The sequence below is a fragment of the Pseudomonas putida genome (assembly GCF_028682635.1).
GTDB classification, from domain to species: domain Bacteria; phylum Pseudomonadota; class Gammaproteobacteria; order Pseudomonadales; family Pseudomonadaceae; genus Aquipseudomonas; species Aquipseudomonas putida_AE.
In genome coordinates, this window is sequence record NZ_JANHLK010000003.1 from 124,044 (window position 1) to 144,432 (window position 20,389).

The 20,389-nt window shown below is 60.9% G+C and carries 17 protein-coding genes; 7 read left to right on the forward strand and 10 right to left on the reverse strand.

The features are described from left to right. Nucleotides 1–198 precede the first annotated feature (198 nt). Complete coding sequence (locus tag NPS56_RS04845; RefSeq protein WP_046818496.1) at nucleotides 199–1,536, reverse strand: ammonium transporter; 1,338 nt, start codon at nucleotides 1,534–1,536, stop codon at nucleotides 199–201. Between the two features lie 35 nt (nucleotides 1,537–1,571). Beyond that, nucleotides 1,572–1,910, reverse strand: a complete 339-nt coding sequence (gene glnK, locus NPS56_RS04850) for a P-II family nitrogen regulator (RefSeq protein WP_002555808.1) — start codon at nucleotides 1,908–1,910, stop codon at nucleotides 1,572–1,574. 421 nt (nucleotides 1,911–2,331) lie between these two features. On the opposite strand from glnK, the gene NPS56_RS04855 reads away from it, so the two are divergent. Both NPS56_RS04855 and NPS56_RS04860 read left to right on the forward strand, forming a co-directional pair. Further along, nucleotides 2,332–2,592, forward strand: a complete 261-nt coding sequence (locus NPS56_RS04855) for an accessory factor UbiK family protein (protein WP_274073700.1) — start codon at nucleotides 2,332–2,334, stop codon at nucleotides 2,590–2,592. Between the two features lie 444 nt (nucleotides 2,593–3,036). Continuing rightward, on the forward strand, nucleotides 3,037–4,530 hold the full coding sequence (locus NPS56_RS04860; RefSeq protein WP_274073701.1) for a YifB family Mg chelatase-like AAA ATPase: 1,494 nt from the start codon (nucleotides 3,037–3,039) through the stop codon (nucleotides 4,528–4,530). A gap of 4 nt (nucleotides 4,531–4,534) precedes the next feature. Here NPS56_RS04860 and NPS56_RS04865 read toward each other — a convergent pair whose 3' ends face one another. Further along, a complete protein-coding gene (locus NPS56_RS04865; protein ID WP_274073702.1) occupies nucleotides 4,535–5,455 on the reverse strand; it encodes a LysR substrate-binding domain-containing protein in 921 nt (306 codons plus the stop codon). A gap of 157 nt (nucleotides 5,456–5,612) precedes the next feature. Between NPS56_RS04865 and NPS56_RS04870 the strand changes: the two genes are divergently transcribed. Then, nucleotides 5,613–7,007, forward strand: a complete 1,395-nt coding sequence (locus tag NPS56_RS04870; RefSeq protein WP_274073703.1) for a NorM family multidrug efflux MATE transporter — start codon at nucleotides 5,613–5,615, stop codon at nucleotides 7,005–7,007. 111 nt (nucleotides 7,008–7,118) lie between these two features. Here NPS56_RS04870 and NPS56_RS04875 read toward each other — a convergent pair whose 3' ends face one another. Then, nucleotides 7,119–8,792 carry a putative bifunctional diguanylate cyclase/phosphodiesterase gene (locus NPS56_RS04875; RefSeq protein WP_274073704.1) on the reverse strand — a complete coding sequence of 558 codons (1,674 nt, stop codon included), beginning with the start codon at nucleotides 8,790–8,792 and terminating at the stop codon, nucleotides 7,119–7,121. A 264-nt stretch (nucleotides 8,793–9,056) separates the two neighbouring features. Here NPS56_RS04875 and rep point away from each other — a divergent pair, with 264 nt between their 5' ends. Then, on the forward strand, nucleotides 9,057–11,066 hold the full coding sequence (rep, locus tag NPS56_RS04880) for a DNA helicase Rep (RefSeq protein WP_274073705.1): 2,010 nt from the start codon (nucleotides 9,057–9,059) through the stop codon (nucleotides 11,064–11,066). Between the two features lie 57 nt (nucleotides 11,067–11,123). After that, entirely contained in the window at nucleotides 11,124–11,696 is a 573-nt protein-coding gene (locus tag NPS56_RS04885; protein WP_007934646.1) for a xanthine phosphoribosyltransferase, read from the forward strand. 129 nt (nucleotides 11,697–11,825) lie between these two features. On the opposite strand, the gene NPS56_RS04890 is transcribed toward NPS56_RS04885, so the two are convergent. The 5 genes from NPS56_RS04890 to dadA form a co-directional block, all read right to left on the reverse strand. Then, complete coding sequence (locus tag NPS56_RS04890; protein WP_274073706.1) at nucleotides 11,826–13,748, reverse strand: acetyl-CoA hydrolase/transferase C-terminal domain-containing protein; 1,923 nt, start codon at nucleotides 13,746–13,748, stop codon at nucleotides 11,826–11,828. 212 nt (nucleotides 13,749–13,960) lie between these two features. Then, nucleotides 13,961–14,374, reverse strand: a complete 414-nt coding sequence (locus NPS56_RS04895; protein WP_323607408.1) for a c-type cytochrome — start codon at nucleotides 14,372–14,374, stop codon at nucleotides 13,961–13,963. A 182-nt stretch (nucleotides 14,375–14,556) separates the two neighbouring features. Beyond that, nucleotides 14,557–15,105, reverse strand: coding sequence for a cupin domain-containing protein (locus NPS56_RS04900; RefSeq protein ID WP_007947433.1), 549 nt, complete (start codon nucleotides 15,103–15,105; stop codon nucleotides 14,557–14,559). Between the two features lie 128 nt (nucleotides 15,106–15,233). Beyond that, a complete protein-coding gene (gene alr / locus NPS56_RS04905; RefSeq protein WP_274073707.1) occupies nucleotides 15,234–16,307 on the reverse strand; it encodes an alanine racemase in 1,074 nt (357 codons plus the stop codon). 142 nt (nucleotides 16,308–16,449) lie between these two features. After that, on the reverse strand, nucleotides 16,450–17,754 hold the full coding sequence (gene dadA / locus NPS56_RS04910) for a D-amino acid dehydrogenase (RefSeq protein WP_274073708.1): 1,305 nt from the start codon (nucleotides 17,752–17,754) through the stop codon (nucleotides 16,450–16,452). A gap of 157 nt (nucleotides 17,755–17,911) precedes the next feature. Between dadA and NPS56_RS04915 the strand changes: the two genes are divergently transcribed. After that, nucleotides 17,912–18,400 carry an Lrp/AsnC ligand binding domain-containing protein gene (locus NPS56_RS04915; protein WP_003177284.1) on the forward strand — a complete coding sequence of 163 codons (489 nt, stop codon included), beginning with the start codon at nucleotides 17,912–17,914 and terminating at the stop codon, nucleotides 18,398–18,400. A 7-nt stretch (nucleotides 18,401–18,407) separates the two neighbouring features. Here NPS56_RS04915 and NPS56_RS04920 read toward each other — a convergent pair whose 3' ends face one another. Then, nucleotides 18,408–18,761 carry a YkgJ family cysteine cluster protein gene (locus NPS56_RS04920; protein ID WP_274073709.1) on the reverse strand — a complete coding sequence of 118 codons (354 nt, stop codon included), beginning with the start codon at nucleotides 18,759–18,761 and terminating at the stop codon, nucleotides 18,408–18,410. Nucleotides 18,762–18,907: 146 nt separating this feature from the next. On the opposite strand from NPS56_RS04920, the gene NPS56_RS04925 reads away from it, so the two are divergent. After that, the gene (locus NPS56_RS04925; RefSeq protein ID WP_274073710.1) at nucleotides 18,908–20,221 is read left to right on the forward strand and encodes an NAD(P)/FAD-dependent oxidoreductase; all 1,314 of its coding nucleotides are present in this window, start codon (nucleotides 18,908–18,910) and stop codon (nucleotides 20,219–20,221) included. Nucleotides 20,222–20,389: the final 168 nt, after the last annotated feature.

The window sequence follows — 20,389 nt, forward strand, 5'->3', positions numbered from 1 at the left end:
CGGGGCGCATTCTAGCGCGCTCTGGGAAAAAACAAAGGCCCTAATATTCCTTCATTTCTGTAAGCCTTCGACGGTACAAATACACCCGGCGCAAACATCGTAAAACCTGTAGGAAAAAACCTTTCAGCTCTCCCTTCAATGACAAATCCCGGACAAAAAAATGCCCGGCAAGCCGGGCAATTTTTTTCATGCGCGTGCTTACAAGTTGTAGCCGCGTTCGTTGTGAAGCGCCAGATCGATACCGACCGCCTCTTCTTCTTCGGTGATCCGCAGGCCCATGACGGCGTCCAGGACCTTGAGGATGATGAAGGTGACGATTGCGGTGTAGATCACGGTGAAGCCCACGCCTTTGCACTGAATCCACACTTGCGCGGCGATGTCGGTCACGGTGCCAAAGCCACCCAGGGACGGTGCAGCGAAGACACCGGTGAGGATCGCGCCGAGAATACCGCCGATACCGTGTACGCCGAAGGCATCCAGGGAGTCGTCATAGCCGAGTTTGCGTTTGAGCGTAGTCGCGCAGAAGAAGCACACCACGCCTGCAGCCAGACCGATCACCAGAGCGCCCATCGGGCCTACGGTGCCAGCGGCCGGGGTAATGGCTACCAGGCCGGCAACCACACCCGAGGCGATGCCCAGTGCGCTTGGTTTGCCGTGGGTGACCCACTCGGCGAACATCCAGCCCAGTGCCGCAGCGGCGGTCGCGATCTGGGTGACCAGCATCGCCATGCCGGCCGTGCCGTTGGCCGCCGCAGCGGAACCGGCGTTGAAACCGAACCAGCCAACCCACAGCATGGCCGCGCCCATCAGCGTGTAACCAAGGTTGTGCGGGGCCATCGGGGTGGTCGGGAAGCCTTTACGCTTGCCCAGCACCAGGCAGGCAATCAGACCGGCCACACCGGCGTTGATGTGCACCACGGTGCCGCCGGCGAAGTCCAGTACGCCCCAGTCCCACATCAGGCCGCCGTTGCCGGACCAGACCATGTGCGCGATCGGTGCATACACCAGGGTGAACCAGATGCCCATGAAGATCAGCATCGCGGAGAACTTCATGCGCTCGGCGAAGGCACCGACGATCAGCGCCGGGGTGATGATCGCGAACGTCATCTGGAAGGTGATGAACACCGCTTCAGGGAACAACGCAGCCGGGCCGGTCAGGCTGGATGGCGTGACACCGGCGAGGAAGGCCTTGCCCATGCCACCGAAGAACGAGTTGAAGTTGACGACGCCCTGTTCCATACCGGTGGTGTCGAACGCGATGCTGTAGCCATAGATGACCCACAGGACGCTGATCAGGCCGGTAATGGCGAAGCACTGCATCATCACGGAAAGAATGTTTTTGGAGCGAACCATGCCGCCGTAGAACAGCGCGAGGCCGGGAATGGTCATGAACAGCACGAGAGCTGTCGAGGTCAACATCCAGGCGGTATCGCCGGAGTTGAGGACTGGGGCCGCCACTTCGTCTGCCGCCAAAGCAAGGCTGGGCATTACGATGGACAACAGGGCTCCTAGCCCTGCGAATTTACGCAGAGTCATTTTGTTTTCTCCTGGGGCGTTGGGTTTGTGGCGGCTTAGATTGCGTCGGTATCGGTTTCGCCGGTACGGATGCGAATCGCCTGTTCCAGATTGACCACGAAGATCTTGCCGTCACCGATCTTGCCGGTGTTGGCCGCCTTGGTTATCGCCTCGATAACCCGGTCGAGATCCTTGTCGTCAATGGCGACATCAATCTTCACCTTTGGCAGGAAATCGACCACGTATTCCGCGCCGCGATACAGCTCGGTGTGACCCTTCTGCCGACCGAAGCCTTTGACTTCAGTAACGGTAATGCCCTGCACGCCGATCTCGGACAACGACTCGCGCACGTCGTCCAACTTGAACGGCTTGATGATGGCAGTGACTAGCTTCATGAAAACTCTCTCCCGAATTTGGTGGACTTGCCCCAGGAAAACAAACCCGTCTCAAGTCTAAGCGCAGTGCCTGGCTTTGTAACGCATCGTCGGCCTTACCTGCCCGTCCGACGCCAGTTAACCGCTCCTTGCGAAACACTCCCCGCGTTTCGCCTGGCGCACTGCATTCGTCACAGCGACTGCATCAGTGCATGGGTCATCAGCATCTAAGCAGAAAGCTTGCCATCTCCACAAAACACATTGATTTCAAGCCTTTGCCAACAGATCGCGACCACTTCACGACAACACCCAACGGGTTACGCACAACAACGGTGCGATGCCGTCCGTCCGCATGCGCGAAAAGCGTGCATCCCTTGCCTGCGGAATTGACTATAGACACTGCGTGATACACTGCCCGCCATTGCTACCAGGACATTCCCCCATGCTCGCGCCCAAAGACTTCCTCGACGCCCTGACAGGCACCGCCTCCCGACTCTTCAGCGGCGACACGCCACTGCCGAAAAGCGAAATCGAAAGCCAGTTCAAGGCTCTGTTGCAGAGCGGGTTCAGCAAGCTGGATCTGGTGAGTCGTGAAGAGTTCGATAGCCAGATGGTGGTGTTGGCGCGCACGCGGGCGCGGCTGGAGGCGCTAGAGGCGAAGGTTGCGGAAATGGAAGCGAAGCTCACTCCACCAACCGAGTAAACACCGCGATCCCTGTAGGAGCTGCCGAAGGCTGCGATCTTTTGATCTTCCGCCCTTCCACCATCTCGGCAACGTCCTACAAAACATCACACGGCCGTCCGATTGCGTCGCCCATAAGCCAGTCTCTAAGCTCATCCCCTGCTGAATGTTCAGCACTGGGTTTGGCGACCCGGATGCTTAAGGCGTGCGACGACGATCCGAAGGCGGGACTGCCTCCCACGGTAAAGACCTTGAACCTGCGGGCCTGCTTGCTGGCAAAAGAGCCTGACCCTGTCGACAGACGAACTGCCTGCATGGCGGTTTTTTTTGTGAGTCAGCACGCTCCAGGATGACTCGCAACATCCAGCGAAAATTCAAGTTCTCTACCCCAACGCGAAACCCTCATCTTCTGTCTACCCTTGAAAAACCCGCAGGAAGCGGCCTCCGTCATTTCAAGGAACGACCATGTCCCTCTCCATCGTCCACAGCCGCGCCCAAATTGGCGTGGATGCGCCCGCTGTCACCGTTGAAGTCCATCTGGCCAATGGTTTGCCATCGCTGACCATGGTCGGCCTGCCCGAGGCGGCGGTGAAGGAAAGCAAGGACCGGGTGCGCAGTGCGATCATCAATTCGGGGCTGCAGTTTCCGCCTCGGCGCATCACCCTGAATCTGGCGCCGGCGGATCTGCCCAAGGACGGTGGGCGCTTCGATCTGGCGATTGCCCTGGGAATTCTCTCGGCCAGTGTGCAGGTGCCGACGCTGACGCTCGATGATGTGGAGTGCCTGGGGGAGCTGGCGCTGTCGGGCGCGGTCCGGGCCGTGCGCGGGGTGTTGCCGGCGGCATTGGCGGCGCGCAAGGCCGGGCGTTCGTTGGTGGTGCCGCGGGCCAATGCCGAGGAAGCGTGCCTGGCGTCGGGCTTGAAAGTGATTGCGGTGGATCATTTACTGGAGGCTGTCGCGCATTTCAATGGGCATATGCCGATTGAGCCTTATGTTTCCAATGGCTTGCTCTACGCCAGCAAACCCTATCCCGATCTGAATGAGGTGCAGGGGCAGCTTGCGGCCAAACGGGCGCTGTTGCTTGCCGCGGCGGGCGCGCACAACCTGTTGCTCAGCGGGCCACCGGGGACGGGCAAGACACTCCTGGCGAGCCGTCTGCCCGGACTCCTGCCGCCGCTGTCCGAAAGCGAGGCGCTGGAGGTGGCGGCCATTCAATCGGTCACCAGTTGCGTACCGCTGAGCCATTGGCCTCACCGGCCATTTCGCCAGCCCCACCACTCTGCCTCAGGCCCTGCACTGGTGGGCGGCGGTTCGAAACCGCAGCCAGGCGAAATCACCCTCGCCCACCACGGTGTCTTGTTCCTTGACGAGCTTCCGGAGTTTGAACGCAGGGTTCTGGAAGTCTTGAGGGAACCGCTGGAGTCCGGCTACATCGTGGTCTCCCGGGCGAAGGATCGCGTGCGGTTTCCGGCGCGGTTCCAGTTAGTGGCGGCGATGAATCCGTGTCCCTGTGGATATCTTGGCGAACCCACGGGCCGCTGCTCCTGCACCCCGGACATGGTGCAACGCTACCGCAACAAGCTGTCGGGCCCGTTGCTGGATCGCATCGACCTGCACCTGACCGTGGCACGGGAGGCCACGGCGCTCAATCCTCCCGTGAAACCTGGAGAGGACAGCGCCAGCGCTGCATTGATAGTGGCCGAGGCACGCGAGCGCCAACAGACGCGTCAGGGCTGTGCCAATGCCTTTCTCGATCTGCCAGGGCTGCGCAAGCACTGCAAGTTATCCACAGTCGATGAAAACTGGCTGGAAACCGCGTGTGAACGGCTCAACCTTTCCCTGCGTTCAGCGCACCGGTTGCTCAAGGTTGCGCGGACGTTGGCGGATCTTGAGCAGGTCGACAGCATCAGCCGCGAGCATCTGGCCGAGGCGTTGCAGTATCGGCCAGCAACGCAGTAACGACTCAGCTCAGGTGCACGACATCCGGCAGCTCCATGGCCCTGACCTCCCCTTGCAGGAAGTCGCTGAGCCGACGCATGCGCTCGCCACCCGGACGGGTTTTCGGCCACACAAGGTAATACTTCTCGCCGCTGGCGACTGCAGTTGGCCAAGGCAGGCTCAAGCGACCTTGGGCGACATCCTCCGCCACCATCAGCAGATCACCCATCGACACGCCGTACCCTCGGGCAGCCGCGATCATGCCCAGTTCAAGGGTGTCGAAGACCTGCCCGCCCTTGAGCGACACCTGCTCGGCCAGGCCCATGCGTTCCAGCCAATTGCGCCAGTCCCGTCGATCCGGTGTCGGGTGCAGCAGCTCGGTATTGATCAGACGCTCAACATCCCAAGGTTGATCATTAAGCAGGTTGGGCGCCCCCACCGGGATCAGTTCCTCGGGAAAGAGATAGCTCGCCTCCCAGTCCGCCGGGAAATGCCCGTTGCTCAACAACACCGCACAGTCGAACGGCTCATCATTGAAGTCCACCGAATCGATATCCATCCAGGCGCTGGTCAATTGCACCTCGTTCCCCGGCTGCAGATGGCGGAACCGACTGAGCCGCGCCAACAACCAGCGCATGGTCAGTGTCGACGGGGCTTTCATGCGCAGGATGTCGTCTTCGGCGCGCAAGGTGTTGCAGGCCCTCTCAAGGGCCGTAAACCCTTCGCGAATGCCCGGCAGCAGCAAGCGCGCCGATTCGGTCAGCTGCAGGTTGCGGCCACTGCGATGAAACAAGCGGCAGGCAAAATGCTCTTCGAGCGTACGAATATGCCGACTGACTGCACTTTGGGTAATCGACAGCTCTTCTGCGGCCCGGGTAAACGACGTGTGTCGTGCCGCCGCTTCGAATGCGCGCAGGGCATAAAGAGGAGGAAGACGACGCGACATCAGGAAAGCTCCTACAGCGGTTTTGGATACCCTAGCAGAAACTATTCAGCATGAGTTTGAATCATGTTACCCATCCTTTTTATCCCTTTGTGCAAACGCCGCAGAGCGCCGAGAATCGACGCTTTCCTGTTCTCTTTGATAGCCGAGCGTGATGACCATGCAGCATCCAGCGCGTATTGAACTCTGGGCCATCCTGCGGCTGGCGGGGCCGTTGATTGCCTCGCAGTTGGCGCACATGCTGATGGTCCTCACCGACACCCTGATGATGGCGCGCCTGAGCCCCGAGGCTCTGGCCGGTGGCGGGCTCGGCGCGGCGACCTATTCGTTCGTGTCGATTTTCTGCATCGGTGTCATCGCGGCGGTTGGCACCCTGGTGGCGATCCGTCAGGGAGCGGGCGATATCCTCGGCGCAGCCCGGCTGACCCAGGCCGGCTTGTGGCTGGCATGGTTGATGGCGCTGGGCGCCGGCCTTCTGCTGTGGAACCTGAAACCGGTACTGCTGCTGTTCGGCCAGACCGAAAGCAACGTCCAGGCGGCCGGACAATTCCTGATCTTCCTGCCCTTTGCCCTGCCCGGCTACCTGAGCTTCATGGCCTTGCGCGGTTTCACCAGCGCCATCGGCCGGGCAACACCGGTGATGGTCATCAGCCTGGGCGGCACCGTGGCCAACTTCCTGCTGAACTACGCACTGATCACCGGCATGTTCGGCCTGCCGAAACTGGGGCTGATGGGCATTGGCCTGGTCACGGCGATTGTCGCCAACCTGATGGCCCTGGCTCTGGCGTGGCACATTCGCCGGCACCCGGCCTATGATGCCTATCCACTGCGTCAGGGCTTGTCGCGGCTCAACCGCCAGTACCTGAAGGAACTGTGGCGCCTGGGCCTGCCGATTGGTGGCACCTACGCCGTGGAGGTCGGGCTTTTTGCCTTCGCCGCCTTGTGCATGGGCACCATGGGCAGCACGCAACTGGGCGCGCACCAGATCGCCCTGCAGATCGTGTCGGTGGCATTCATGGTGCCTGCGGGGATTTCCTACGCGATCACCATGCGCATCGGTCAGCATTACGGCGCCGGGCAGTTACTGGACGCGCGGCTGGCCGGAAGGGTCGGTCTGGCTTTCGGCGCGGCGGCGATGCTGTGTTTTGCGATGGTCTTCTGGCTGTTGCCGAATCAGTTGGTCGGGCTGTTTCTCGATCACAACGACCCGGCGTTTCGCGACGTCATCGACCTGGCCGTGAGCCTGCTGGCTGTGGCGGCGTGGTTCGAGCTGTTCGACGGCACGCAAACCATCGCCATGGGCTGCATTCGCGGGCTCAAGGATGCCAAGACCACCTTCCTCGTGGGCCTGGGCTGTTATTGGCTGATTGGCGCCCCGGCAGCCTGGTGGATGGCGTTCCATTTGCAATGGGGGCCAACGGGCGTGTGGTGGGGCCTGGCGCTGGGATTGGCCTGCGCAGCGGTGAGCCTGACGCTGGCGTTTGAGTCGAAGATGAAGCGGATGATTCGGCGGGAGCCGTCGCAAAAGCGCTTCGACGCCATCCAGGCCGAATGAGATCCCTGTAGGAGCTGGCTTGCCAGCGAAGGCGGTGGGTCAGTCGACAAATGTGTTGAATGACAAACCGTCTTCGCTGGCAAGCCAGCTCCTACAGTTTTGCGTGGGTGTTTAAACCACGACTTCCAGCGGCGCCTGCTGGCTGCTGTCAAACGTCAGGTATTGCACCAGCTCCGCCAACGGCAACGGCTTGCTGATCAGATACCCCTGCACCTGATCGCAATCGAACCCGCGCAACAGTTCCAGTTGCTCCGGTGTCTCCACGCCTTCGGCGACGACTTCCAGTTTGAGGTTGTGCGCCAGGTTGATCATCGCGTGCACCAGCTGGCGGTTTTCTTCGCGCTGTTCCATGCCGCCGACAAAGCTCTTGTCGATCTTCAGCAGCGTGATCGGCAGGCTGTTGAGGTGCACGAACGAGGAAAAGCCGGTGCCGAAGTCATCGAGGGAGAAGCGCACGCCCAGGCGGCCAAGGGCGTCCATGGTTTGCTTGACCAGGTCGCTGCGGCGCATGACCGCGGTTTCGGTCAGCTCGAACTCCAGCCACTGCGCCTCGACTCCGCGCTCGGCAATCAGCCGGCTCAGGGTCGAGAGCAACTGACTGTCCTGGAACTGCCGGAACGACAGGTTGATCGCCATGTGCAACGGCGGCAAACCCAGCTCAAGCAGCGCCTGCATATCGCGCAACGCCCGGGAAATGACCCAGTAACCCAGCGGCACAATCAACCCGCTCTGCTCGGCCAGCGGCACGAATTCGCTCGGTGGCAACAAGCCGCGCTCAGCATGACGCCAGCGCACCAGAGCTTCGAGGCCGACGATCTGCCCGTCTTCAAGGTTCATTCGGGGCTGGTAATGCAGTTCCAGCTCATCACGGCGCAAGGCCCGGCGTAGCTCGGTTTCGAGGTCGGCGATGCTGCGGGCGTTGCGGTTGATGCGCTCGTTGAAAATATGAAACGTACAGCCTTGGGTGCTCTTGGCCTGCTGCATGGCGATATGCGCGTGCCACATCAGGGGGTCGGCGCCAGCCTGTGCCCGTGCATGGGCAATGCCCAGGCTGGAGCCGATCAGCAGGCTTTCGCCGTCGATCCAATAAGGCTCGGCCAACGCTTCGGTGATGCGCTCGGCCATCCATTCGGCGCGCTGAGGAGCGCGTCGGGTGTCAATCAGCAAGGCGAACTCATCGCTGCCCAGTCGCGCCAGTTGATCACCGGCTTCAAGCTGGCCTTTGAGCCGCGCGACCACCTGCAGGATCAGGCGATCACCGGCCTGATGGCCGAGGGCATCGTTGGCGTAACGGAAGTTGTCGAGGTCCAGGTGACCGAGGGCCAGGCCACGACCATCGTTTTCCGCCAGGCGCGCCGTCAGCAAGGTCTGGAAACCCTGGCGGTTGGCAATACCGGTCAGCGGATCCTGCTCGGCCAGGCGCTGCAGGGTGGTTTCCAGTACGCCGCGCTCACGCACATGGCGCAGGCAACGGCGCAGCATGCCCGGGTCGAGATGGTCGCGTACCAGCCAGTCACTTACACCGTCGGGCGGGGTCAGGGGCTCATGCTCGAGCAGCAATACCGTCGGCAAGCAGCAACGACCGGCCGCCGGCTGGAGGGCCGGGATCGTCAACAACACCGCGCTGCGGTTGTCATCGAACAGACTGCTGACCGATTCCCAGCTCGGCGCACTGATGAGCACGGCCGAGCTCCCCATCGGAGCCAGACACTCGCGCAACAACGCTGCCCACGCTGGCTCTTCGGCCAGTAGCAGCAAACGCAAGGGTTCGACAGGCGTAGACAAGCTAGCTCCCTAGACTCTGCATGGATGTAGGCGACCGCATTATGCCGCGCCAATCCCTAATGACCAATGGACATGGCCTTCAAACGAGGCCTTTGTATCAGGAAATTACCAACATTAGACGCGAATTCGTTGCGCATCCTGCGTGAAAGTAACAAAACCGGCAAATACAGATCGCGTTGTACGTCACAAGTCGGACAGAGCAGCACAATTCGCTGAGCCTGTTAAAATGCCGGCCCATTTCGTGACTGACTCCTGAATTTACCTATGTCCCGACTCAATCCCCGGCAGCAAGAAGCCGTGAGCTATGTCGGCGGCCCTCTTTTGGTGCTCGCCGGTGCAGGCTCCGGCAAGACCAGCGTCATCACCCGAAAGATTGCCCACCTGATCCAGAACTGCGGCATCCGCGCCCAGTACATCGTCGCCATGACCTTTACCAACAAGGCTGCGCGCGAGATGAAAGAGCGGGTCGGCACCCTGCTGCGCGCCGGTGAAGGCCGCGGCCTGACGGTCTGCACCTTCCACAACCTGGGCCTGAACATCATCCGCAAGGAACACGTGCGGCTGGGCTACAAACCCGGTTTCTCGATTTTCGACGAGACCGACGTCAAGGCCCTGATGACCGACATCATGCAAAAGGAATACTCGGGCGACGACGGCGTCGACGAGATCAAGAACATGATCGGCGCCTGGAAAAACGACCTGATCCTGCCGGCCCAGGCCCTGGAAAACGCGCGCAACCCCAAGGAACAGACCGCCGCCATCGTCTACACCCACTACCAGCGCACGCTCAAGGCGTTCAACGCGGTGGACTTCGACGACCTGATCCTGCTGCCGGTGAAGCTGTTCGAAGAGCACGCCGACATCCTGGAAAAGTGGCAGAACAAGGTGCGCTACCTGCTGGTGGACGAATACCAGGACACCAACGCCAGCCAATACCTGCTGGTGAAGATGCTGATCGGCAAGCGCAACCAGTTCACCGTGGTCGGCGACGATGACCAGTCGATCTACGCCTGGCGCGGCGCCCGCCCGGAAAACCTGATGCTGCTCAAGGACGACTACCCGTCCCTGAAAGTGGTGATGCTGGAGCAGAACTACCGCTCCACCAGCCGCATCCTGCGTTGCGCCAACGTGCTGATCTCGAACAACCCCCACGAATTCGAAAAGCAGCTGTGGAGTGAGATGGGCCACGGCGACGAGATCCGCGTGATCCGCTGCCGCAACGAAGACGCCGAAGCCGAGCGCGTGGCCGTGGAAATCCTCAGCCTGCACTTGCGCACCGACCGGCCGTACAGCGATTTCGCGATCCTGTACCGGGGTAACTACCAGGCCAAGTTGATCGAACTGAAGTTGCAGCACCACCAGGTGCCGTATCGCCTGTCCGGCGGCAACAGCTTCTTCGGCCGCCAGGAAGTGAAAGACCTGATGGCCTATTTCCGCCTGATCGTGAACCCGGACGACGACAACGCCTTCCTGCGCGTGATCAACGTCCCACGCCGGGAGATCGGTTCGACTACGTTGGAGAAGCTGGGCAACTACGCCACCGAGCGAAAAATCTCGATGTATGCCGCCACCGACGAAATCGGCCTGGGCGAGCATCTGGACAGCCGCTTCACCGATCGCCTGTCGCGGTTCAAGCGCTTCATGGACAAGGTGCGCGAGCAATGCGCTGGCGAAGACCCGATCTCGGCCCTGCGCAGCATGGTCATGGACATCGACTACGAGAACTGGCTGCGCACCAACAGCTCCAGCGACAAGGCCGCCGATTACCGCATGGGCAACGTGTGGTTCCTGATCGAGGCGCTGAAGAACACCCTGGAAAAAGACGAAGAAGGCGAGATGACCGTCGAAGACGCCATTGGCAAACTCGTCCTGCGCGACATGCTTGAGCGCCAGCAGGAGGAGGAAGATGGCGCCGAAGGTGTGCAGATGATGACCCTGCATGCCTCCAAGGGCCTGGAATTCCCCTACGTGTTCATCATGGGCATGGAAGAGGAAATCCTCCCGCACCGCTCCAGCATCGAAGCCGACACCATCGAAGAGGAGCGGCGCCTGGCCTACGTGGGCATCACCCGCGCGCGCCAGACCCTGGCCTTCACCTTCGCCGCCAAGCGCAAGCAATACGGCGAGATCATCGATTGCGCACCGAGCCGCTTCCTCGACGAACTGCCGCCGGACGACCTTGCCTGGGAAGGCAACGACGACACCCCGACCGAAGTCAAGGCCGTTCGCGGCAATAGCGCATTGGCGGATATACGCGCGATGTTAAAGCGCTAGAATTGACCACTTTTATTTAGACCTTCGGCGCAAAAGACGCCAAACGAGGACAGCTTCATGGAAGCACTGCACAAGAAAATTCGCGAAGAAGGCATCGTGCTTTCCGATCAGGTCCTGAAAGTCGACGCCTTTCTGAACCACCAGATCGACCCGGCCCTGATGAAGCTGATCGGCGATGAATTCGCCACGCTGTTCAAGGATTCGGGCATCACCAAGATCGTCACCATCGAAGCCTCGGGCATCGCCCCGGCGATCATGACCGGTCTGAACCTCGGTGTGCCGGTGATTTTCGCTCGCAAGCACCAGTCCCTGACCCTGACTGAAAACCTGCTGTCGGCGACCGTTTACTCGTTCACCAAGCAGACCGAAAGCACCGTGGCGATCTCTCCACGCCATCTGACCAGCAGCGACCGCGTGCTGATCATCGATGACTTCCTGGCCAACGGCAAGGCGTCCCAGGCGCTGATCTCGATCATCAAGCAGGCAGGCGCGACCGTGGCTGGCTTGGGGATCGTGATCGAGAAGTCGTTCCAGGGCGGCCGTGCGGAGCTGGATGCGCAGGGGTATCGCGTTGAGTCCCTGGCCCGTGTTCAGTCGCTGAAGGATGGCGTTGTAACCTTCATCGAATAAGCCAGCAGCACCGCATTTCCCCTGTGGGAGCCAGCCTGCTGGCGATGGCGTAGTGTCAGTCAAACATTCACGACTGACAGACAGCCATCGCCAGCAGGCTGGCTCCCACAGTTGGTTTTGCGTTGGGCGTTATTGCGCGGTGGCCTTGAGGCCGGTGAGCAAGAGACGCTGAAACAAGTCCTCTTTCAGCCCTTCAGGGTCGGTCAGCTGCATACGCTCCAGGTGTTCGGGAAATGATTCAGGCTCCGGCGCATCCAGCGCAGCCTTACCCAGCTCCAACACTTCACTCAGCTTGAATTTGCTCTTGAGCCAGTTCAACGCCCGCAACAGATCCCGTTCGACCTCGGTGAAATCACAGCCCAGCGGATACTCCGGAAACAGACGTGCATGCCTTGCCTGAATCGCCTGTAAACGCTCAGGTCGGTTATCGGTGAAGCGCGGATCGAGGCGAAAATCCTTGGGTAACTTACCCACCTTCTGTGCCTGCTCGATAAGCCCCGCCTGAAAGCGCGAATCACTGATATTCAGCAATGCCTCGATCACCGCCGCATCGGTTTTCCCGCGAAGGTCGGCGATGCCGTATTCGGTGACCACGATGTCCCGCAGGTGTCGCGGGATCGTGCAGTGACCGTACTCCCAGACAATATTGGAACTGACATCACCGCCCGACTCACGCCAGCTACGCAGCAGCAACACCGACCGCGCCCCTTCCAGCGCATGGCCCTGGGCAACGAAGTTGTACTGCCCGCCCACACCGCTGAGCACCCGCCCGTCTTCCAGCTGATCCGCCACACCGGCGCCCAGCAGGGTCATGGTAAATGCCGTGTTGATGAACCGCGCATCGAGCCGCTGCAAGCGTTTGAGCTCTTCCTGCCCGTATAGCTCGTTGATGTAGCTGATACGGGTCATGTTGAATTCGAGCCGCTTGCTCTGCGGCAACTCGCGCAGGCGTTGATAGAAACTGCGCGGCCCGAGGAAAAACCCGCCATGCACCGAAATTCCGTCGGTTTGCGCCGCTTCGTCGAGGGTGCCGGCATTGGCCTGCTGCTGGGTCGACACATCCGGGTACACCTTGCGCCGCACGATCCCGGCGTCGGCCAGCACCAGCAAGCCGTTGACGAACATTTCACTGCACCCGTACAGGCCCTTGGCGAACGGATCGATGCCGCCTTCGCGCTCGATCAATTGCGCCCATGGGCTGAGATCGATGTCGGCCAGCAAAGCCTTGTAAGCGTCGCTGTCGGCCTGTCGCGCCAGCAACGCAGCAGTCAACGCATCACCCATGGAACCGATGCCGATCTGCAGGGTGCCGCCATCGCGTACCAAGGTACTGGCGTGCAACCCGATGAAATGATCCTGGAAACCCACTGGCATGTTCGGCGTGGAGAACAGCGTGGTGCTGTCCTTCTCGTCGATCAGCAAGTCGAAGGTATCGATACCGACTTCGGCATCACCGGGCATGTAGGGCAAATCGTCATGCACCTGGCCGACCATCAGGATCGTCTCCCCGGCTTCCCGGCGCCTGGCGATCATCGGCAGCAGGTCGAGGGTGATGTCCGGGTTGCAGCTCAGGCTCAAGCGATCGGGATGCTCAGCATGGCTGGCCACCAATTGCGCAACCAGGTTCAAGCCGGCGGCGTTGATGTCCCGGGCGGCGTGGCTGTAGTTGCTGCTGACGTAATCCTGCTGGGCGGACGCGCTGTGGAGCAGGCTGCCCGGCTGCATGAAGAACTGCTGGATGTGAATGTTGGCCGGCAAGTTATCGCGCTGCAGGCCGGCGAGAAAATCCAGCTCTGGATAATCGCCAAAGACCCGTTCGACGAAGGGCTCGAGAAAGCGCTTTTGCAGTCCGTCGCCCAGCGCTGGACGACCAAGGCACAGGGCGGTGTAGATCGTCAGTTGCCGCTGCGGCAATTGCGCCACACGTTGATACAGCGCGTTGACGAAAGGGTTGGGTTTGCCCAGGCCCAGGGGCAGGCCCATGTGGATATGCGCCGGCAACCGCGCCAACACCTCATCGACCGCTTGCTCGATAGAACACAGCTGTACCATCCGATCCTCCCGTACATTCCATGAAGTGGGGTTGGACCGAGCTTGCCGGGTCTTTACTGCATTGAACAGTAGGAGCTGCCGAAGGCTGCGATCTTTTGATCTTGTTTTTTAACAATCAAGATCAAAAGATCGCAGCCTGCGGCAGCTCAGGGGAAATCGCAGGCACAAAAAAGCCGCTCGCAAGCGGCTTTTTCGCGAAAGAGTCGGACCGGTTACAGGCCGGACATCTCTTTGATGGCGCCCTTCAGCTCGTCGTCGGAGCAGTCGGCGCAGGTGCCTTTTGGCGGCATCGCGTTGATACCCGTGATGGCTTTGGCGAGGATGCCATCGAGGCCGCCCTGGTGGTCGGCGCGCTCTTTCCACGCGGCCTTGTCACCGATTTTCGGCGCGCCCAGCAAGCCGGTACCGTGACAGGCATTGCAATGCTTGGCAATGACGTCTTTAGGCGCCTTGGCACCGCCACCCCCGCCAGTCGCAGCGGCGACTTCCATGCCCTTGCACTCTTTGCCCTGGACACAGACCTGGCCGACTGGCTCAAGGCGCTTGGCAATTTCGTCGTTCGTCGCAGCTTGAGCGCTGACAGCCCAGAGGGCCAATACGGTTGCTGGTGCGGCCAGCATTTTCATAATTAGATTCACGCGTTCACCCTCAATGGTGGCTAGTCACGCCTACGGCCACGGTTCGCAGGCGGGCGCAAGTATAGCGGTAAGCCCGCGACACTGAAACAACCCCAAAGTCGAAGGGGTCTTGTTGCGCAACGGTCTAACAGCTCGGGTGCCTCGGCCATGCTGGCAGGGCGCCTCTTTCCTTAAAAATTCGCGGGTGTTGCTGCGCTGATTAGTCGCGCCGGCGCATCGAACGGATTACGGAAACGATGCGGCTTGGTACTTTCAAAGTAGTAGCTATCGCCGGCTTCGAGCACAAATGTTTCAAGCCCGACCACCAGTTCCAGCCGCCCTTCCACCAAAATGCCGGTTTCCTCACCCTCATGGGTGAGCATCTCGTCACCGGTGTCGGCGCCAGGCGGGTAGATTTCATTGAGGAAGGCGATAGCACGGCTCGGGTGAGCCCGGCCGACCAGTTTCATGGTCACTGCACCATCGGAAATATCGATCAGCTCGTTGGCTTTGTAGACGATCTGAGTCGGTTTTTCCTGGAGGATTTCTTCGGAAAAGAACTCGACCATGGACATGGGAATCCCGCCCAACACCTTCCTCAGCGAACTGATCGAGGGGCTGACGCTGTTCTTCTCGATCATCGAAATCGTGCTGTTGGTGACGCCCGCGCGTTTGGCGAGCTCACGCTGGGAAAGACCTTTGAGCTTGCGGATTGATTGCAGTCGTTCACCGACGTCCAATGCAGGAGCCTCCAGGGATTCAGGTTGTTGGAATATTGAGCGTTATCATGGCGACAGCGTTCAGTATTTACAACACTTTGACCTGAATCCTGTTCGGCGAGGCGACTTCCGGTGCCTGCCGTTTGGCCTTAGCTCCCGGAATAGAGCATTGGCACCCGGCGCAGGTTGCAGAAGATCTGGTAAGGAATCGTCCCGGCGGCGATGGCCACGTCACTGGCGAGGATGTTTTTGCCCCACAACTCGACGGTCGAACCGAGGCCGGCTTGCGGTACATCGGTCAAGTCAATGCAGAGCATGTCCATCGACACCCGGCCAATCAACTGGCTGCGTTGCCCGGCGACGAGCACCGGCGTGCCGGTGGGCGCCAACCGTGGATAGCCATCGGCGTAACCCATGGCCACCACGCCCACGCGCATCGGCTTGGGAGTGATGAACCTGGCGCCGTAGCCAATCGGCTCGCCCGCCGGCAATTCACGCACGCTGATCACTTTCGATTCGAGGGTCATCACCGGCTGCAGGCGCGAGGCCACGGCGTTGGCTTCTTCGAAAGGCGTGGCGCCGTAGAGCATGATGCCCGGACGTACCCAATCGCTCGGCACCTGCGGCCAACCGAGCACCGCCGGCGAGTTACGCAGGCTGACTTCGGCCGACAAACCCTGGCGCGCCGCTTCGAACACCGCGACCTGCTCGGCACTGGCCTGGCTGTGCAGCTCATCGGCGCGGGCGAAGTGGCTCATCAGCACGATCTTCGCCACGTTGCCGCTGGCCAGCAGGCGTTGATAGCCCGCCTGATAATCCTTCGGATGCAGGCCGACCCGGTGCATGCCCGAATCGAGCTTGAGCCAGACCGTGATCGGCTTGCTCAAGGCAGCTTTCTCGATGGCTTCGAGTTGCCACAGCGAATGCACCACGCACCAGAAATCATGCTCGACGATCAGCGACAACTCATCGGCTTCGAAAAAACCTTCCAGCAGCAACACCGGCGCGCGAATGCCCGCCGCGCGCAACTCCAGGGCCTCTTCGATGCAGGCCACGGCAAACCCGTCCGCCTCGGCTTCCAGCGCCTGGGCGCAACGCACCGCGCCATGGCCATAGGCATCGGCCTTGATCACCGCGAGGGCACGGGCTCCCGTGACTTCGCGGGCGATCCGGTAGTTGTGACGCAGGGCTTGAAGGTCGATCAGGGCACGGGCAGGACGCATGGCGGCAGACTTCTGGTCGGTCGTTAAAAAAAACCGGTGCTGCCGACGGCGTAAACCGCCAGTAGCACCGGAAGAGGGATCTTTCTGAGCTGTTTACTGCAAGGTAGTCATGGCAGAGCGGCTACAACCGTGGCGCGAGGCCTCATTGGTGAGCTGGCGCAGGGCTGACATGCTTTGCAGTATCCTGGGTTTTGCTGCCATAACGGGAAATATCGAGGCCTTCGGCGCTGATCTGCGGCTTTCTCTTGGCCATCAGGTCCGCCAGCAAGCGACCGGAGCCGCACGCCATGGTCCAGCCGAGAGTGCCGTGACCGGTGTTCAGGAACAGGTTCTTGAACGGGGTCGCACCGACGATCGGCGTGCCGTCCGGCGTGGTCGGACGCAGGCCGGTCCAGAAGCTGGCTTCGGCCAGGTTGCCGCCCTGAGGATAAAGGTCGTTGACGATCATCTCCAGGGTTTCCCGGCGACGCGGGTTCAGCGACAGGTCAAAACCGGCGATCTCCGCCATGCCGCCAACGCGGATGCGGTTGTCGAAACGGGTGATCGCGACCTTGTAGGTCTCGTCGAGAATGGTCGAGGTCGGGGCCATTGCCGGGTTGGTGATCGGCACGGTCAGGGAGTAACCCTTGAGTGGATACACCGGCGCCTTGATGCCGAGCGGCTTGAGCAGTTGCGGCGAGTAGCTGCCGAGCGCCAGTACGTAGCGGTCAGCGGTTTCCAGCTTGCCGTCGATCCACACGCCGTTGATACGGTCACCGGCGAAGTCGAGGCGCTGAATGTCCTGGCCGAAACGGAACTGCACACCGAGGTTGGCGGCCATTTCGGCGAGCTTGGTGGTGAACATCTGGCAGTCGCCGGTCTGGTCGTTCGGCAGGCGCAGGGCACCGGCGAGGATGTCGGTGACGCTGGCCAGGGCCGGTTCGACGCGGGCAATGCCTTCGCGGTCGAGCAGTTCGAACGGCACGCCGGACTCTTTCAGCACGGCGATGTCTTTCGCGGCGCCATCAAGCTGGGCCTGGGTGCGGAACAGTTGCGTGGTACCGAGGCTGCGGCCTTCGTAGGCGATGCCGGTTTCAGCGCGCAATTCGTCGAGGCAGTCACGGCTGTACTCGGACAGGCGGACCATGCGCTCCTTGTTCACCGCGTAACGGCTGGCGGTGCAGTTGCGTAGCATCTGTGCCATCCACAGGTACTGATCGATGTCGGCAGTGGCCTTGATCGCCAGGGGTGCATGGCGCTGCAGCAGCCATTTGATGGCCTTGAGCGGCACACCCGGCGCGGCCCACGGCGAGGCATAACCCGGCGAAACCTGCCCGGCGTTGGCGAAACTGGTCTCCATGGCGGCCGCTGGCTGCCGGTCGACCACCACCACTTCAAACCCGGCACGCGCCAGATAATAAGCACTGGTGGTACCGATGACGCCGCTGCCCAAGACCATGACGCGCATTTTCATTTCCCTCATCGCGGCTAACCGCTGACGTTTGTTGTTCAGAGCTTCAGATGTGCGCAGTTTAAAAAAGATTTGCCAGTGCTTTTCACTATATAAGCGCCTATATTTGGCGACAATTCTCGGCAAAAACCCTTTTCACGGAGGCGCATCCCCTATGCGTACCAACACTCAGACCAAACGTGAGCTGGACAAGATCGACCGCAACATCCTGCGGATCCTGCAAGCGGACGGGCGCATATCCTTTACCGAGCTTGGGGAAAAAGTCGGGCTCTCGACCACGCCCTGTACCGAGCGGGTGCGCCGCCTGGAGCGCGAGGGGATCATCATGGGCTACAACGCCCGGCTTAATCCGCAGCACCTCAAGGGCAGCCTGTTGGTGTTCGTCGAGATCAGCCTCGATTACAAGTCCGGCGATACCTTCGAAGAGTTCCGGCGCGCGGTCCTGAAGCTGCCCCACGTCCTGGAGTGCCATTTGGTGTCAGGGGATTTCGACTACCTGGTGAAGGCGCGGATATCCGAGATGGCCTCGTACCGCAAACTGCTGGGCGACATCCTGCTCAAGCTGCCGCATGTGCGCGAATCCAAGAGCTATATCGTGATGGAAGAGGTGAAGGAGAGTTTGAGTTTGCCGATTCCGGATTGAAGATCTTTTAAACCAGCACCTGCCGATTCGAGGCCATGTACTCGAATACCTGCTTCTCCACCCGCGGATGAATCAACTCTACCGGCCCTCGCCCATTGGGGCACGGCAGGGTCTTGGTGGTGCCAAACAACCGGCATATCAGCGGCCGCTCGTCATATACCGTGCAGCCGTTCGGCCCCAGGTGAACGCAGTTGAGTTCGTCCATCGCCGCCTCCTGCTCGGCGCGGCTCTTGCGCGGCAGACGGGACATTTCCTCCGGCGAAGTGGTTACCGGGCCGCAGCAGTCATGGCAACCGGGCACGCACTCGAACGAGGGAATCTGTTGGCGCAGCGTGCGAATTTTCTGACTGTTGCAACTCATCTAAAACACTACCGATCTCGGAACAGGGTCGGATTCTGACGTAAAAGCCCCGATCCAGACAGCACCGGCCGACCAGTGTTGCCCGCCTACGAGGTCCGGCTTATGCTCCGTCAAATTTTCCAGACGCTCGAATCAGGATCACGCACATGAATGGCCGTGCCCAGCCGCCTGCCGCGAATCACCAGCACACCGGCTCTTATTATGCCGCCAGCAGCCTGCCCCAGCCCGACCATCCGGTGCTGACCGGCGAGCTGGTGGCTGACGTTTGCGTGGTCGGTGGCGGGTTCTCCGGGTTGAACACCGCGCTGGAACTGGCAGAACGCGGCCTGAGCGTGGTGCTGCTCGAAGCCCATAAAATCGGCTGGGGCGCCAGCGGCCGCAATGGCGGGCAGTTGATTCGGGGGGTTGGCCATGGCCTGGATCAGTTTGCCAATGTGATCGGTACCGACGGCGTACGTCAGATGAAGCTCATGGGCCTGGAAGCGGTGGAAATCGTCCGACAGAGAGTCGAGCGGTTTCGCATTCCCTGCGACCTGACCTGGGGCTATTGCGACCTTGCCAACAAGCCGCGCGACCTCGAAGGCTTCGCCGAAGACGCCGAAGAACTGCGCAGTCTCGGTTACCGCTATGAAACCCGACTGCTGCAAGCCCATGAAATGCACACGGTGGTGGGCTCCAAACGCTACGTCGGCGGGCTGATCGACATGGGCTCCGGCCATCTGCATCCGCTGAACCTGGCCCTGGGCGAAGCCGCGGCCGCCCAGCAACTGGGGGCCCGACTGTTTGAGCAGTCGGCCGTCACGCGCATCGATTACGGCCCCGAGGTCAAGGTGCACACCGCCAAAGGCTCGGTCCGGGCCAAGACCCTGGTACTGGGCTGCAACGCCTACCTCAATGAACTCAATCCCGAACTCAGCGGCAAAGTGCTGCCCGCCGGCAGCTATATCATCGCCACCGAGCCTTTGAGTGAAGAGCAGGCCCACGCCCTGCTGCCGCAGAACATGGCGGTCTGCGATCAACGGGTGGCACTGGATTACTACCGACTCTCGGCGGACCGCCGCTTGCTGTTCGGCGGCGCCTGCCATTACTCGGGGCGAGATCCGAAAGACATCGCGGCCTATATGCGCCCGAAAATGCTGGAGGTCTTTCCGCAACTGGCCAGCGTGCGGATCGATTATCAATGGGGTGGGATGATCGGCATCGGTGCCAACCGCCTACCGCAGATCGGGCGGCTCAAGGACCAGACGAACGTGTATTACGCCCAGGCCTATTCCGGTCATGGGGTGAACGCCACGCACCTGGCGGGCAAGCTGCTGGCCGAGGCCATCAGCGGTCAGCACGGTGGAGGCTTCGACTTGTTTGCCCAGGTGCCGCACATCACCTTCCCCGGCGGCAAGCATCTGCGCTCGCCGTTGCTGGCGTTGGGGATGTTGTGGCATCGGATGAAAGAGTTGGTCTGAACAATTCGAGGCGTCTGTGCCGACGCTTTCGCGAGCAAGCCCGCTTGTATGTTTAGACTTGTAGGGGTGGTGGGACTAAAAGCCAGCATCTGACTCTAGCCAGTACAGACCGTGGGAGACTTCGCCCCACCCCTTCACCAAAGCGCCGATAAGGAATGCATCGGCCAT